The organism is Ancylobacter defluvii (assembly GCF_018390605.1).
In the GTDB taxonomy this organism is placed as follows: domain Bacteria; phylum Pseudomonadota; class Alphaproteobacteria; order Rhizobiales; family Xanthobacteraceae; genus Ancylobacter; species Ancylobacter defluvii.
This window is the reverse complement of the sequence record NZ_JAHBGD010000024.1, coordinates 333,266-347,903: the sequence shown is the minus strand read 5'-3', so window position 1 is coordinate 347,903 and position 14,638 is coordinate 333,266. Positions and strand designations below refer to the sequence as shown.

Annotated in this window: 13 protein-coding genes; 2 read left to right on the top strand and 11 right to left on the bottom strand. The window is 68.0% G+C overall.

The features are described from left to right. Position 1: 1 nt before the first annotated feature. From KHC24_RS17865 to KHC24_RS17835, 7 genes are all read right to left on the bottom strand, one after another. A complete protein-coding gene (locus KHC24_RS17865) occupies positions 2 to 1,186 on the bottom strand; it encodes an alpha-hydroxy acid oxidase (protein ID WP_213364670.1) in 1,185 nt (394 codons plus the stop codon). Positions 1,187 to 1,209: 23 nt separating this feature from the next. After that, a complete protein-coding gene (locus KHC24_RS17860) occupies positions 1,210 to 2,667 on the bottom strand; it encodes an FAD-binding oxidoreductase (RefSeq protein WP_213364669.1) in 1,458 nt (485 codons plus the stop codon). Between the two features lie 93 nt (positions 2,668 to 2,760). After that, on the bottom strand, positions 2,761 to 3,825 hold the full coding sequence (locus KHC24_RS17855) for a polyamine ABC transporter substrate-binding protein (protein ID WP_213364668.1): 1,065 nt from the start codon (positions 3,823 to 3,825) through the stop codon (positions 2,761 to 2,763). A gap of 39 nt (positions 3,826 to 3,864) precedes the next feature. Next, entirely contained in the window at positions 3,865 to 4,962 is a 1,098-nt protein-coding gene (locus tag KHC24_RS17850) for an ABC transporter ATP-binding protein (protein ID WP_213364667.1), read from the bottom strand. Next, positions 4,959 to 5,765: an ABC transporter permease gene (locus KHC24_RS17845; RefSeq protein ID WP_213364666.1), complete on the bottom strand. Its 807-nt coding sequence runs from the start codon at positions 5,763 to 5,765 to the stop codon at positions 4,959 to 4,961. Before KHC24_RS17845 ends, KHC24_RS17850 begins: the two co-directional genes overlap by 4 nt. Then, complete coding sequence (locus KHC24_RS17840) at positions 5,762 to 6,619, bottom strand: ABC transporter permease (RefSeq protein WP_246547109.1); 858 nt, start codon at positions 6,617 to 6,619, stop codon at positions 5,762 to 5,764. Before KHC24_RS17840 ends, KHC24_RS17845 begins: the two co-directional genes overlap by 4 nt. Positions 6,620 to 6,753: 134 nt before the next feature. Beyond that, positions 6,754 to 7,374: a helix-turn-helix domain-containing protein gene (locus tag KHC24_RS17835; protein WP_213364665.1), complete on the bottom strand. Its 621-nt coding sequence runs from the start codon at positions 7,372 to 7,374 to the stop codon at positions 6,754 to 6,756. Positions 7,375 to 7,588: 214 nt separating this feature from the next. Between KHC24_RS17835 and KHC24_RS17830 the strand changes: the two genes are divergently transcribed. Both KHC24_RS17830 and KHC24_RS17825 read left to right on the top strand, forming a co-directional pair. Then, on the top strand, positions 7,589 to 9,082 hold the full coding sequence (locus KHC24_RS17830) for an aldehyde dehydrogenase (RefSeq protein WP_213364664.1): 1,494 nt from the start codon (positions 7,589 to 7,591) through the stop codon (positions 9,080 to 9,082). A gap of 11 nt (positions 9,083 to 9,093) precedes the next feature. Next, complete coding sequence (locus KHC24_RS17825; RefSeq protein ID WP_213364663.1) at positions 9,094 to 9,999, top strand: dihydrodipicolinate synthase family protein; 906 nt, start codon at positions 9,094 to 9,096, stop codon at positions 9,997 to 9,999. A gap of 33 nt (positions 10,000 to 10,032) precedes the next feature. Here the strand turns inward: KHC24_RS17825 and KHC24_RS17820 are convergent, their stop codons facing one another. The 4 genes from KHC24_RS17820 to KHC24_RS17805 are packed head-to-tail and all read right to left on the bottom strand — an operon-like array spanning position 10,033 to position 14,624. Beyond that, complete coding sequence (locus KHC24_RS17820; RefSeq protein ID WP_271180606.1) at positions 10,033 to 11,217, bottom strand: MFS transporter; 1,185 nt, start codon at positions 11,215 to 11,217, stop codon at positions 10,033 to 10,035. Positions 11,218 to 11,244: 27 nt separating this feature from the next. Then, entirely contained in the window at positions 11,245 to 12,051 is an 807-nt protein-coding gene (locus KHC24_RS17815; protein WP_213364661.1) for an SDR family NAD(P)-dependent oxidoreductase, read from the bottom strand. Further along, positions 12,048 to 13,307 (bottom strand): aspartate aminotransferase family protein, encoded by a 1,260-nt coding sequence (locus KHC24_RS17810; RefSeq protein ID WP_213364660.1) that lies wholly within the window; start codon positions 13,305 to 13,307, stop codon positions 12,048 to 12,050. The genes KHC24_RS17815 and KHC24_RS17810 overlap by 4 nt, the downstream gene beginning before the upstream one ends. 30 nt (positions 13,308 to 13,337) lie before the next feature. Next, a complete protein-coding gene (locus KHC24_RS17805; protein WP_213364659.1) occupies positions 13,338 to 14,624 on the bottom strand; it encodes a TRAP transporter large permease in 1,287 nt (428 codons plus the stop codon). Positions 14,625 to 14,638 lie beyond the last annotated feature (14 nt).

Below are 14,638 nucleotides of genomic sequence, written 5' to 3'. Positions count from 1 at the left end.
GTCAATGTCCCGCGAGGGGGTGATCCGGCCGGTCGTCCTCGTGCGAGACGAAGGAGGTATCGAGTTCCTTGAGGCTGGCGCAACCGAGAAATCCCATCACCGCCTCCATTTCCTGCCGCAGCAGCTGCAGCACATGGCTGGCGCCGGCCTCGCCGCCGGCGGCGGTGCCATAGAGCGGGGCGCGGCCGATGAGCACGGCGTCGGCGCCCAGCGCCAGGAGCTTGAGCACATCGGCACCGCGCCGCACGCCGCTGTCGGCGAGCACTGCGGCGCGCCCGCGTACCGCCTCGACGATGGCGGGCAGGGCGCGGACCGGAGGCACGGCGGCATCGAGGTTGCGCGCGCCGTGGCTGGAGACCACGAGGCCGTCGACGCCAGCCTCCACCGCGCGCAAAGCGTCGTCGGCCCGCAGTACGCCCTTTAGAATCAGCCGGCCGCGCCAACGGCGGCGCAGCTCCTTCAGGTCGTCCCAGCCCATGGCGTCGGTGAGGCGTACCTGCTCCCAGGTCGCCCTGCGGGTGATGCTGGAGCGGAAGCTCTCGGGATAATGCCGGTAGGTCGGGATGCCCTCGTCGAGGAGGTAGCGCAGCAGCACGCCGACCACCCAGCGCGGATGCATGAGCATATCGAGGCCGCCCCGCAGGCTGGCGCGGATCGGCACCTCATAGCCGTTGCGGGTGTTGTATTCGCGGATCGGGTTGGCAACGGTGTCGACGGTGAGCACCAGCGTCTCGATGCCGTTGGCCCAGGCGCGGTCGATCAGCGCGTAGGAGAGCTCCCGCGTGTGCCACATATAAAGCTGGAACCACAATTCGCCGCGGGCTTCGGTGGCGATGCGCTCCATCTCGGTCATCGAGCCGGTGGCGATGGTGAAGGGAATGCCGGCCTTGGCGGCGGCGCGGGCGAGCTCGATCTCGCCCTGGTGCCAGACGAGGCCGGCCGCCGCCGTCGGGGCGATGACGAGCGGGAGCGGCTGGACGCGATCGAACAGCCGGGTCGACAGGTCGCGGCGGGAGACGTCGACCAGCACGCGCGGGTGGAAGACGAGTTCGTCGAAGCCGCGCCGCAGCCGGCCGAGGCCGACCTCGTCCTCGGCGCCGCGGTCGATATAGTCGAAGATGCCGCGCGGCAGGCGCCGCCGCGCCAGCTTGCGGACATCCTCGACATTGAGGGCGGTGGACAGCATGCCGAGATCCTCGCCCGGCCGCGTCAGGCGGCGGTGTCGGGGAGGAAAAGCTTGCCGGGATTCATCCGGTTCTCCGGGTCGAGCATCGCCTTGATCTGCCGCATCACCACCAGCTCGGCCGGGTTCTTGGTGCGGGCGAGACGCTTGCGATAGGTGGTGCCCACGCCGTGCTCGGCGGTGATCGAGCCGCCGAGCTCCATCGCCACGTCGTCGATGATGACGTCGATGGCGTCGGAGGCGGCTTCGAAATCTTCCGAGCCGGCGAAGCGTTCATGCGGGAACAGCACCACGACGTGGATGTTGCCGTCGCCGATATGGCCGACCATCATCACATTCGCATCGGGATAGGCTTTGAGCACGCCTTCCTCGACGCGGGTCACGAAGGCCGGCTGCTCGGCCACCGGCACCGAGGTGTCGTGCGACATGGTCTTGCCGGCCAGCTTGAACTCGCCGGTGACGCCATGGCGCAGCTTCCAGATCGCCTCTTCCTGCGCCAGGCTCGATGCGATGGTGGCGTCGCTGATCAGCCCGGCCTCGAAGGCGTCGGCGAGGAAGCCCTCCATCGCCGCGGCGAGCGGGGCGTCGAGCTGCGAGTCGCCGGCCTCGATCAGCAAATACCAGGGCGATTTCTGCGCGAAGGGCATCACCGTGCCCGGCACGTAGCGCAGCACGAAATCCATATAGGACGAGCCGATGATCTCGAAGCTGGAGATGCGCTCGCCGAACACCGCGCGGGCGCGGGCGAAAAGGGTCAGCGCGTCCTCGACGCTGTCGAGCTGCATCATGGTGATGGCGCGCGAGCGGATGGCCGGGAACAGCTTCAGCGTCGCGGCGGTGACGACGCCGAGCGTGCCTTCCGCGCCGATGAACAGCTGCTTTAGGTCGTAGCCGGCATTGTCCTTGCGCAGGCGGCGCAGCCCGTCGAGCACGGTGCCGTCGGCCAGCACCACTTCGAGCCCGAGCACCAGCTGGCGCATGTTGCCATAGCGCAGCACGGCGATGCCGCCGGCATTGGTGGAGATGTTGCCGCCGATCTGGCAGCTGCCCTCGGCGCCGAGGCTGAGCGGGAACAGCAAGCCTTCCTTCGCCGCCGCACCCTGGATGTCGGCGAGGATGCAGCCGGCCTCCACCGTGATGGTCTCCTCCGCCGGCGAGACGGCGCGGATGCGGTTCATCCGGTCGAGCCGCAGCACCACGGTGGGACGCGGTTCCAGCGGGGTGGCGCCGCCGCACAGGCCGGTATTGCCTCCCTGCGGCACGATGGCGATGCCGGCCTCGGCACAGGCCTTCACCAGCTTCGCCACCTCGTCGGTCGAGGCCGGCCGTACCACCGCCAATGCCTTGCCGTGGTAACGGCCGCGATGGTCGGTGAGGAACAGCGCGGTATCGACGGCATCGGTGAGGACATAGCGCTCCCCGACGATCGCCTTCAGCGCGACGAGGAAGGTGGAGGCGTCGTTGGAGCGGGCGTCGCTAGACATGGCATTCGTACCAGATGGACGGCGAGGAGGGACGGCACGGCATGAGGCAAGCCCTGCCCCGGCGGACCGGGACGGGGCGGATGAGCAGGCGGATCAGATGAGCATCCACTCGGCGTAGCGCTTCTGCACCGCCGTGTAGTTCTCGCCCCACCACTGGGAGTTCACGATGACGTTCTTGCCGTTGGTGAGGTCGGGCAGGAAATCGCCGGAGGGCGACTTCTTCACCTCGTCTATGGCGGCGACGCTGTTCGGCATGTAATAGCCGCGCACCGCCCAGGCGACCTGCCGGTCGGGCCGCAGGCAGAAGTCGATGAAGCGCATCGCCGCTTCCTTGTTCTTCGTGCCCTTGGGAACGGCGAAATAGTCGAGCGAGTTGACGGTCTGCTGGAAGGAGAAGGCCAGCGGCGCGCCGGCCTTCTGCGCCGACTTCACCCGGTTGAAGTAGCTGTAGGAGAAGTCGCCCTCGTTCTGCACCACCGCGTTGACCTGGTCCGGCGTCGTCGCCGCCCATTTGGAGACGTGCGGCTTCATGCGGTCGAGCGCGGCGAAGGCGCGGTCGATGTCGAGCGGGTAGAGGTCCTTCGGCGCCACGCCGTCGGCGACCAGCGCCACTTCCAGCGTCTCGGAGGCGAGCGAGCGCATCACGCGCCGGCCGGGAAACTTCTCGAAATCATAGAAGCCGGCGAAGTCGACCGGGTGCTTGCCGTCCGGGGTGCGCTTCTCGTCCCACAGCAGGCCGCCCGAATAGAGATACATCGGCATGTAGTCCGCCGCCGGCTGGGAGACCAGCGGGCCCGGCTTGATGATCGACATGTCCAGCTCTTCCCAGAGCTTGTCGCGGGCGCCGGAGGTGGCGAAGGCTGCGGGGGCGTCGATCACGTCCCACTGGACGTTGCCACCCTGCACCTGTGCCTTCACCTTGGCCATGTCGCCATTGTCGACCAGTGTCACCTTGATGCCGGTCTCGGCGGCGAAGGGATCGGCGAACACCTCGCGCACCGACTTGTTGTAATCGCCGCCCCAGGAAGTGACGGTGAGCGTGGCGTCGGCGGCCGCCGCCCGGCCGGTGAACACCGCCGGAGCCGCGATGAGTCCGAGAAGGCCGGCACCGCCGCGCAGGACGCCGCGCCGCGATGTGGTGAGCATCATCTTGGTCATAAGCACTTCCCCTCTTCTTTTCGTGTGTTCGTTCGTCGATCAACCGGCCGGGGCCGGCGGAAGAAGACGGCCGTGCTGCGGCTGCCAGGCGGCGCGCACCGCGTCGCCCCGATGGGCGCCGGAGCGGCCGGGCTGGTTCAACTCCTGGATGACCAGGGTCGAGCCGTTGGCGCAGCGCACGAAATGGCGCACCACGCCGCCGAGCAGGATGGAATCCTCGATATGGCCGGCGACGCTGGCGGCTGTCGGCGCCGCGGCGAGCGCCATGTTCTCCGGCCGGACCAGCAGCACGGCCGGGGCGCCGGCCGCGAGCGCCATGTCCGGTGCCGGCGCGGCGAAGCGGCCGAGCGCGGTTTTCAGCGCATAGGCGCCGTCGGCGTCGATCTCGACCGTGCCGGGGATCAGGTTGGACGAGCCGATGAACTCGGCGCTGAACACCGTCTCGGGGCGGAAATACAGCGTGTCCGGTGCGCCCTGCTGCTCGATGCGCCCGCCATTCATCAGCACGATGCGATCGGACATGGTCAGCGCCTCGTCCTGATCGTGGGTGACGTAGAGCATGGTGATGCCGAGCTCGGCATGCAGCCGCTTGATCTCCAGCTGCATCTGCTCGCGCAGCTTCTTGTCGAGCGCGCCCAGCGGCTCGTCCATCAGGATCAGCGTCGGGTTGTAGACGATGCAGCGCGCCAGCGAGATGCGCTGCTGCTGGCCGCCGGAGAGCTCGCGCGGCTTGCGGTTCGCCACATGGCCGAGCTGGATCAGCTCCAGCGCCTCGCCGACCTTGCGCTTGATCTCCGCCTTGGACAGCCGCCGCACTTCCAGCGGGAAGGCGATGTTCTCGAACACCGTCATATGCGGCATCAGCGCGTAGTTCTGGAACACCATGCCGAGGCCGCGCCGGTTGGTCGGCAGGGTGGTGGCGTCGCGGCCGTCGATGACGATGCGCCCCGAGGACGGGGTGATCATGCCGGCGATCAGGTTGAGCAGCGTCGTCTTGCCCGAGCCGGAAGGCCCGAGCAGGGTGACGAACTCGCCCTTGGCGATGGAGAGGTCGACCCGGTGCAGGGCGTTGACCTCGCCATAACGCTTGGCGACGCCCTGGAGTTCGACCATCGCGGGGACGGGAGTGGCGGTCATGAGGAGGCCTCGGTCTTGCCCTGCATCGCGATGATCCCGAGGGCGATCAGCAGCGAGAGAACGGTGAGCAGCGTGGAAACCGCCGCGAGCACCGGCGTCAGTTCCCAGCGGATGGAGGAGTACATCTTGACCGGCAGCGTCATGCTGTCGGTGCCGGTGAGGAAGTAGGCGACGACCACCTCGTCGAGCGACATCAGGAAGGCGAACAGTGCCCCGACCGCGATCGACGCCTTCAGCTGCGGCAGCACCACGCGGAAGAAGATGCGCAGCCGCGAGGCGCCCATGATCGAGGCGACCGTTTCCAGCGCGACGTCGGAATGCTGCAGGCCCGACATCACCGACACCATGATGTAGGGCGTCGTCAGCATGACATGGGCGAGCACCAGGCCGGCGGTGGTGTCGAGCAGGCCCCAGTTCGAGTATTGCAGATAGAGGCCGAGGCCGAGCACGATGACCGGCACCAGCATCGGCATCATGAACAGGCCCTGGAGGCCGCCGCGTCCCGGCAGGCGCGAGCGGGCGAGCGCATAGGCGGCCGGCACGGCGAGCACCAGGGTGGCGAGCGTGGTCAGGCAGGCGACGATCAGGCTCTGCACCGTCGAGCCCCACCAGGCGGGGTCGGTGAAGAACTGGCGGTACAGCTCCAGCGTGAACTGCCGGGGTGGAAACTCGATCTGCCCGGGATTGCCGAAGGAGATCGGGATGACGATCAGGCTCGGCACCACCAGGAAGATGTAGCAAAGCCAGGCGGACGATGAGACGAGGCCGCGGGCGAGGCGGCTCGAACCGAACAGCTCGTTCATGCGCCGGCTCCCGCAAGGCCGGCCGCGCCGCGCACCTTGCCGAGCATGGCGACGAGCAACCCCGACAGGATCAGCAGCACCATGGCGGTGGCCGAGGCGGCGGTCCAGTCCAGCGTCTGGCGGGTGTAGAAGTCGACGAGGTTGGCGACCATCATGTCCTGCCGTCCGCCGAGCAGGGCCGGGGTGATGTACATGCCGATCGACAGCGTGATGTTGATCAGCACGCCGGCAAGCACGCCCGGCATGCTGAGCGGCAGGGTGATCTTCCAGAAGATGCGCAGCGGGCCCGCGCCCATGGTCTCGGCGGCGAGGATGAGCCGGCGGTCCAGCGACAGCAGGCTGCCGAGGATGGACAGGATCATGAAGGGCAGGAGGAAGTTGATCATGCCGAGGATCACGCCGACGCGGTTGAACATCATCGGCAGGTTGACCGTGCCGCCGCTGACGAAGCCGAGAAACTGGTTGATCAGGCCCTGATTGCCGAACACCGCCACCAGCGCGAAGCTTTTCACCAGAATGCTGGTCCAGAACGGCAGCATGACCATGATGAGATAGGCGGTGCGCTTGCGCGGCGGCTGGGCGGCGAGGTGCAGGGCGACCGGGTAGCCGAAGAGAAGGCTCACCAGCGTGCCGCCGACGGCGATCTCGAAGGTGTTGCGCAGCACCCGCAGGAACAGCGTGCTGGAGGCGAGCTCGGCATAGGCGTCGAACGAGAAACGCCCGTTATACAGGCTGGTCCAGAGGGTGAGCCCGAGCGGGTAGATGAGGATCAGCAGCATCACGGCCGTCAGCGGGGCCAGCAGCAGCACGGCCGTCCACGGGCTGAGATCCGATGCGGAGGATGATTGGGCCAAGGGCGGCACGTCCTTCGGTTGCCGGGCGGCCTCCTGAGGACCGCGCGCCGTCGCCCCGCAGGGCATGGCCGGACTATGACAGCCGATTTTCAGAACTGCAATGTGCAATTTCAAAATTCTGAAAACTAAACGCGCTAAATATCGGCGTTCACCCAGAATACCGAAGCCGCGCGCGAGCCGAGATTCGCGAAATGATGCGGCTTGTCGCTGGAGAAGGCGAAGCAATCGCCCTCGTTGAGGCTGAAGGTCTCGCCGTCGATCTGCAACTCGAGCGAGCCCGACAGCAGGAAACCGATCTCCTCGCCTTTGTGCGAATAGGGCTGGGAGCCGGAATTGCAGCCGGGCTGGATCACCATGAAGAAGCCGCGCAGCCGCTCGCTCGCCGATGGCGACGCGATGTCCTTGCGGATGCCATCGATGTCGAGCAGGCGCGAGCGTTGGCCGGCCCTTACGATATAACGGCTTTCCGAGGTCTGGATCGGGCTCTGCGACGGGTCGATCAGCCAGGCCGGCATGACGCCGAGCGCATTGGCGACGGTATAGACGGTGCGTACGGTCGGCGAAACCAGACCGCGCTCCAGCTGCGACAGCGTGCCGATCGACACGCCGGTGCCCTTGGCGAGATCCGACAATGTCATCCCCGCCTTGAGCCGCAGATCGCGGATTCGCTGGCCGAGCTTCTGGGTTTCGTCGTCAGGATTGCTCATGCCGGCCGGCATGCGTGTGGCGTCGTCAGCGATCTTCATGGGCGACATGGAGGGGAAAAATCCGTTTCATCCGACCGATGGTCCCGCCCAAGAGGCAGGCTCTCACAGTCTATAGCGATAGCCCGATATGGCGAATAAGCCAATTCATTTTTCAGAAAACCAAAAAAGATGTAGAGGAGAATGAAAGCGCTGCCTATCATGAGCGCCGTCTTTTCAGAGGCCGTCCGCGCGCTGCCGGCCGCTTGTTTCAGGATCTCCCCCCATGTCCGCTTCGCCCGCTTCGATCGATTGGCACGCGCGTGCCGCGTCGCTTTCCCTCAACGGCCAGGCTTTCGTCGGCGGGCGCTATGTCCCGGCGCTGTCCGGCAAGCTGTTCGACTGCGTCAATCCCGCCACCGGCAAGGTGCTGACGCAGGTCGCGGCCTGCGACAAGGAAGATGTCGACCAGGCGGTGGCGGTGGCGCGCGCGGTGTTCGAGGCCGGCAGCTGGTCGCGCATGGCGCCGCGCGAGCGCAAGAAGCGGCTTGCGGCCTTCGCCGCGCTTATTGCTGCCCACACCGAGGAACTGGCGCTGCTCGAGACCCTCGATATGGGCAAGCCGATCCGCGACAGCCTCGCCGTCGACCTTCCGCTGTCGGCGCAGTGCATCGACTGGTACGCCGAGGCCATCGACAAGGTTTATGACGAGATCGCCCCGACCGCGCCGACCGCCGTCTCGCTGATCCGCCGCGAGCCGCTCGGCGTGGTCGCCGCGGTGGTGCCGTGGAATTTCCCGTTGCTGATGGCGGCCTGGAAGCTCGGGCCGATCCTCGCCGCCGGCAATTCGGTGATCCTGAAGCCGGCCGAGCAGTCGTCGCTCACCGCCATCCGGCTCGGCGCGCTTGCCGTGGAGGCCGGCATCCCGGATGGGGTGTTCAATGTGCTGCCGGGCTTCGGCGAGACCGCTGGGCAGGCACTCGGCCTGCATATGGATGTCGACGCCGTCGCCTTCACCGGTTCGACCGAGGTCGGCAAGTACTTCCTGCAGTATTCCGGCCAGTCCAACATGAAGCGGGTTGGCCTGGAATGCGGCGGCAAGAGCCCGAACATCATTCTCGCCGACGCGCCGGACCTCGATGCCGCCGCCACCTCGGCGGCCTGGGGCATCTTCTACAATCAGGGCGAGGTGTGTAACGCCGGCTCGCGCCTCGTCGTCGAGGAGAGCGTGAAGGACCGCATCGTCGAGAAGGTGGTCGAGGTCGGCGGCGCCATAAAGGTTGGCGACCCGCTCGATCCGGCCACCGAGATGGGCGCCATGGTCGATGCCCGCCAGGCCGAGCGGGTGATGGGCTATATCGAGAAGGGCGTCGCCGAGGGTGCCAAGCTGAAGCTCGGCGGCAAGCGCCTCGCCTCGGAGGGCAGCTTCATCGAGACCACGCTGTTCGACGACGTCACCAGCGACATGACCATCGCCCGCGAGGAGATCTTCGGGCCGGTGCTCGCCACCCTCGCGGCGAAGGACATCGACGAGGCGATCCGGATCGGCAACGACACCACCTACGGCCTTGCCGCCGCGGTTTGGACTCGCGACATCAACAAGGCGTTCAAGGCCTCCTCGGCCTTGCGGGCCGGGGTGGTGTGGGTGAACTGCTTCGACCATGGCGATATCTCCTCGCCGTTCGGCGGCTTCAAGCAGTCCGGCTTCGGGCGCGACAAGTCGTTGCATGCGCTGGAGAAATATACCGAGCTGAAGGCGACCTGGATCAATCTGGGCTGATGGGGGCGGCAATGGCAGAGCTGATGTTCCGCGGACTGATCCCCGCCTTCCCCACGCCGCTCAAGGCCGATGGGGTGATCGATGAGGCCAATCTCGCCCGCATCGTCGACTACCAGATCGAACGCGGCGCCTCCGGCCTGGTGCCGGTCGGCGGCACCGGCGAGGCGAATTCGTTCAGCCTCGCCGACCGCCGCCGCATCGTCGAGATCACCGTCACCGCCGCCGCCGGCCGGGTGCCGGTGATCGCCGGGGTGCTGGACCCCGGCCTTGGCGGCGCGCTGGAAAGCGGCCGCGCCTATCGCGAGGCCGGCGCTGACGGGCTGATGGTGATCCCGCCCTATTACGCCCGCCCGGACCAGGACGGCACGCTGCGCTATTTCCGGGCGCTGGCGCCGGAGCTGAAGCTGCCCATCGTCTTCTACGACAATCCCTATCGCACCAACATGGTGACCACGCCGGCCACCATCGCCCGGCTGGAGGAGGAGGGGCTCATCGTCGGGATGAAGGCCTCCAGCACCGACCTCTACCATTTCGACCAGCTGGCGCGGCTGGTGAGCGACCGCTTCTGCCTGCTGTCCGGCCAGGACACGCTGTTCGTCGAGCAGGTTCTGCTCGGTGCCAAGGGCGGCGTGCTCACCTCGGCGGCGCTGCTGCCCGGCTATTGGGACGTGGTGCAGAAGCGGGCGGAGCAGGGCCGGGTGAAGGAAGCGCTGGCGATGCAGGGACGCCTGCACCCGCTGATGGACGCGCTGTTTTCCGAGCAGTTCCCCGAGGCGGTGCGGCGGGCCTTCGCGCTGATCGGCCTGCCGATCGGCCGCTCGCTGCCGCCGGTCGGAGCGCTCTCCGCCGCTGCCGAGGCGCGGCTCGCCGAGGCAGTCGGCGCGCTGGTCGCCGACGGGACACTCGCAAAGGTGTGACCCGAAGCGGACGCCGGGGCTCCGGTCCCGGCGTCAGGCCTCGCTCGGTCGGGCGCGGCAGAGGGCGACCATGCCGATGCCCGCCGCCGCGCACAGGGCGCAGATGGCGAAGATGCCGGGATAATCCAGCCAGGCGAGCACGAGGCCGGCCAGCGGGCCGGTGATCGCCAAGGCGAGATCCAGAAATACGGTGTAGATGCCGAGCGCGCCGCCGCGGCTGGCGGCCGGCACCCGCTTCATCAGCTCGACGCCGAGCGAGGGGAACACCATGCCGAAGCCGAGGCCGGCCAGCGCGCCGCCGATCAGCGCCGGCAGCGGTGCCCAGGCGAGCCAGATCAGCCCGAGGCCGAGCGTCTCCAGCCCGAGGGCGAGCGCGGCGACGCGAAAGCCGCCGACGCGGGCGATCTGACCGCCGAAGACGACGCGCGAACCGGCAAAGCACAGGCCGAACACCGAGACGAGCAGAGAGGCGCCCTCCCAGCCGGCGGCGATGAACATCAACCCGCCGAAGCTCGCCACCGCGCCGAAGCCGATGGCGCCGAGGGTGAGCGCCGCGCCGAAGGGCAGCACCAGCGCCAGCGTGCGCCCGGCCTTCTGGCGCACGCCCGCAATGACCGGGGTCTCGCCATGCAGCAGCGCCACCAGCAGCCCGGCCAGCGGCGCCAGGATGGTGACGAATCCCACCGCCCACAGGCCCAGGGCATCGAAGGCGGCGCCGCCGATGGGGGCGCCCGCCGCGATGGCGCCATAGGCGGCCACCCCGCCCCAGGACATCACCTGCGCCGTATGGGCGGTGCCGACACGGCCGATGTTCCAGGTGATGGTCGCGGTGCCGGAGCAGCTTTCCCCGAAGCCGAGCAGCAGGCGGCTGATCACGATGGCCGCATAGGCGAGGAGAGGCGTCGCTTCGACCAGCGGCACGCAGGTGAGCATGAGGCCGGCCAGCAGCGCCGCCGTCAGGCCGTAGAGCACGGTACGGCGGGCGCCGATGGCATCCGACATGCGGCCGGCGAGCGAGCGGGTGACCACGGTCGAGAGGAACTGGCTGCTGACCGAAAGGCCGGCCAGCACCGGCCCGTAGCCGAGCTGGTGCATGACATAGACCGGCAGGATCGCCAGCGGCACGCCGACGCCGAGATAGGTGCAGAAATTGACGAACGAGATCGGCAGGATGCGGAGCAGCACCGGCCTCTCACGGCTCGTCGGGGGGCGTAGCACGGCAATGATCCTTGAAAGGCGCCCGGTTCAGGCCGAGCGCGGCAGGCCGGGAATACGGCTGAGGGCGGATTCGGTATAGCCGCCGTCCATGCAGATGTTCTGGCCGATGATGAAGCCCGCTCCGGGGCCGAGCAGGAACGCCACCGTGGCGGCGACATCGTCCGCCTCGCCGACACGGCCCAGCGGCACGATGCGGTTGCGCTCGGCCGCCACCTGCGGGTTGCGGTAGATCGCTTCGGTGAGGGTGGTGCGGATCATGCCGGGGGAGACGCTGTTCACCCTTATGCCGGCAGGAGCCCATTCCTGCGCCAACTGGCGGCACAGCATGATCAGCGCCGCCTTGCTCGCCGAATAGGCGCCCATGCCGGGATGCGGCGCCATGCCGGAGGCCGAGGCCACCGCGACGAAGGCGCCGCGGCTGGCGGCGAGATCGGCATGAGCCGCCTTCGCCAGTAGCCAGACCGCGCGGACATTGACCGCGAAAAGCCGGTCCCACTCGGCAGGGTCGAGCGTCGCCAGCGGCGCCGGACCAGTGATGCCGGCATTGGCGACCACGCCGTCGAGCCCGCCGCAGAACGCCGTCGCTTCGGCCACCAGCCTCGCCGGCACCGTTTCATCGGCGAGATCGCCGGCGAGGGTGGTGACGGCGGCGCCGAGATCGGCAAGCTCCGCGGCGACCTCGGCGAGCGCCTCGCCGGTGGAGCGGCCGGCAATGGCGATGCGCAGCCGTGCACCATGCTGGCGCCCCAGCCTGAGGGCGATGGCGGCGCCGATGCCACGGCTGGCGCCGGTCACCAGCAGGCGGACCGGCGCATCATCGGTAGCGGCGCTCATCCCTTGAAGCCCGAGGCGGCAAGGTCGCGCGCGGCGGCGCGGAAGGCCAGCACCGTCTGCTCCATCTCGCTGTCGCCATGGGCGAGCGAGATGAAATACCGCCCCCAGGGCGAGGGCAGGCTGACCACGCCGTGCCGGCGCAGCGTGTCGCTCACCCGCTTGGTCGCCTCCGGGCGGACCTTGGTCTTGGCCTCGTCATAGCTGCGCGGCATCCGGTCGGTGAACCACAGCGAGAACACGCTGTCGAAGCCGGTGGTGATGGCGGTGATGCCCTCGGCGGCAAAGGCCTCGACCGCCGCGCGCCGCAGCGCGGCGCCCCAGTCGAACAGGCGGGTATAGTGGCTCTCGTCCTCCAAGAGCTTCATCGTCGCCAGCACCGCCGAGGCGACCAGCGGGTTGCCGTGATAGGTGCCGAAGCAAGGAACCGTGCCGTTTTCCACCACCTCGAAGGCTTTGGGCGTGCCGAGGACGGCGGCCACCGGCACGCCGCTGCCAATGGCCTTGCCGAGGGTGACGAGGTCCGGCATCAGCCCGAGTTCCTCCGACACCAGCCTCACGCCGCGACGCAGGCCGACCATCACCTCGTCGGCGATGATCTGCGTGCCGTTTTCCTGCGCCCGCCTGGTCAGATGCTCGAAGAAGGCGCGTTCGGGGACGAGGCAGCCGGTGTTGCCCAGCATCGGCTCGACCAGGATGGCGGCGAGATCGGCACCCATCTCGTCGAAGAGCTGGTCGATATCGTCGATCTCGTTGACGCGGAACAGCGTGGTGTCTTCCTTGACCGGGCGAATATTGGTGCGCTCGGCCTCGGCGGATTCCACCAGGCCGAAGCGGACCGGGTCGAACCAGCCATCATAGCCGCCCACCGCCTTGGCGATCAGCCGCCGGCCGGTGGTGGCGCGGGCGATGCGGCAGGCAAGGTGCACGGCTTCCGTGCCGGTGGTGGCGAAGGTGGCGCGGGTGACGCGGGCGCCGCCGATGCGGGCGAGCGCTTTTCCTGCCAACTCCTCGATATCGTTGGGAAAACCCGGCATCGGGCCGTTTTCCAGCGCCGTCTTGCAGGCCTCCACGACGGCGGGATGGGCGTGGCCGATGAGGGTGGCGCCCATCGCCATGCCGTAATCGACGAAGCTGCGGCCTTCGGTGTCGAAGAGGCGGGCGCCCTGGCTGCGGGCGACCGTGAAGCCCTTGCCGTCCAGCAGCGGCAGGCTGCGGGCGCGGCTCGACACGCCGAACGGCACCGTGAGTGCGTTCATCTCAATACTCCAATGCGTTCAAAGACTTGATCAGAAGCCAAGCAGCTTCGGCAGCCACTCGGTGGTGGCCGGCACGAAGGCGACGACCAAAAGGCAGATGTTGCTGCTGATGAAGAAGGGGATCAGCCGCCGCGTGACCGGGTTCACCCCGATCTTGGCGATGTTGCAGACCACGAAGATGTTGGTGCCCACCGGCGGGGTGAACAGCCCGATGCCGCCGGAGATCACGAAGATCAGCCCGAGCTGGTAGGGCTGCAGGCCGACTTCGAGGCCGATGGGGTGGACGATGGGAGCGAGGATGATCAGCGTCGGGCCGAGATCGGCCCAGGTGCCGACGAAGGTGAGCAACAGGATGATCAGCAGCGTGGTGACAACGTAGCCGGCGCCCAGGTCGTGCAGCAGACCGGCGGTCCATTGCGGCACCTCCTCGACGGTGAGGATCCAGGAGAACGGCACCGACACCGCCATGATGATCATGATGGCGCCGGTCATCTTCACCGTCTCGTCGCCGACCTTCCACAGCTTGCCCCAGCCGATCTCGCGATAGATGAGGCCGCCGACCACCAGCGCCCACACCACCGCCACGAAGGCGGCCTCGGTGGGGGTGACGATGCCGGTGAGCATCGAGCCGAGCACGCCGACCGGCATCAGCACCGCCGGCAGGGCGCGGAACAGGTGCCGGGAGAAGGAAGCGAGGGTCGGCGTGGTCTCCGACTTGGGGAAGTTCTCGCGCACGCCGATCCAGTAGGCGGTCAGCATGAAGGTGATGGTGAGCATCAGGCCGGGGATGATGCCGGCGGCGAACAGGCCGCCGATCGAGGTGTTGGTGATGACGCCGTACATGATCATCACCACGCTGGGCGGGATGATGATGCCGAGCGTGCCGGCGGCGGCGGTCACCGCGGCGGAGAAATCCTTCGGATAGCCGCGCTCGGTCATCGCCGGGATCATCACCGAGCCGACGGCGCCGGTATCGGCGGTGGCCGAGCCGGTGATGCCGCCATAGACCATGCAGGTGGCGACATTCACCAGGCCGAGGCCGCCGCGGATGCGGCCGAACACGTCGTCGCACAGATTGATGATGCGCCGCGTCAGCCCGCCCTCGTTCATGATGCCGCCGGCGACCAGAAACAGCGGGATGGCGGCGAGCGCGATCGAGTTGGCGCCGTTGAACACCTGCTGGGCGAACCAGGCCGGCGGCAGCGGCACGAAGCCGAGGGTGATGACGGCGAGGGCGGACATGGCGATCGACCACGCGACCGGCACGCCGGAATACAGCGTGAGCGCGAACACGCCGAAGAGAACGAGAAGGGTCATGACTGTCTTTCGGC

What these genes read in the sequence shown, in the direction of transcription:
- KHC24_RS17865 (WP_213364670.1), bottom strand. Translation starts at nt 1,186, where the DNA reads ATGCTGTCCACCGCCCTCAATGTCGAGGATGTCCGCAAGCTGGCGCGG.
- KHC24_RS17845 (WP_213364666.1), bottom strand. Translation starts at nt 5,765, where the DNA reads ATGAACGAGCTGTTCGGTTCGAGCCGCCTCGCCCGCGGCCTCGTCTCA.
- KHC24_RS17860 (WP_213364669.1), bottom strand. Translation starts at nt 2,667, where the DNA reads ATGTCTAGCGACGCCCGCTCCAACGACGCCTCCACCTTCCTCGTCGCG.
- KHC24_RS17855 (WP_213364668.1), bottom strand. Translation starts at nt 3,825, where the DNA reads ATGACCAAGATGATGCTCACCACATCGCGGCGCGGCGTCCTGCGCGGC.
- KHC24_RS17835 (WP_213364665.1), bottom strand. Translation starts at nt 7,374, where the DNA reads ATGTCGCCCATGAAGATCGCTGACGACGCCACACGCATGCCGGCCGGC.
- KHC24_RS17810 (WP_213364660.1), bottom strand. Translation starts at nt 13,307, where the DNA reads ATGAACGCACTCACGGTGCCGTTCGGCGTGTCGAGCCGCGCCCGCAGC.
- KHC24_RS17825 (WP_213364663.1), top strand. Translation starts at nt 9,094, where the DNA reads ATGGCAGAGCTGATGTTCCGCGGACTGATCCCCGCCTTCCCCACGCCG.
- KHC24_RS17805 (WP_213364659.1), bottom strand. Translation starts at nt 14,624, where the DNA reads ATGACCCTTCTCGTTCTCTTCGGCGTGTTCGCGCTCACGCTGTATTCC.
- KHC24_RS17850 (WP_213364667.1), bottom strand. Translation starts at nt 4,962, where the DNA reads ATGACCGCCACTCCCGTCCCCGCGATGGTCGAACTCCAGGGCGTCGCC.
- KHC24_RS17830 (WP_213364664.1), top strand. Translation starts at nt 7,589, where the DNA reads ATGTCCGCTTCGCCCGCTTCGATCGATTGGCACGCGCGTGCCGCGTCG.
- KHC24_RS17815 (WP_213364661.1), bottom strand. Translation starts at nt 12,051, where the DNA reads ATGAGCGCCGCTACCGATGATGCGCCGGTCCGCCTGCTGGTGACCGGC.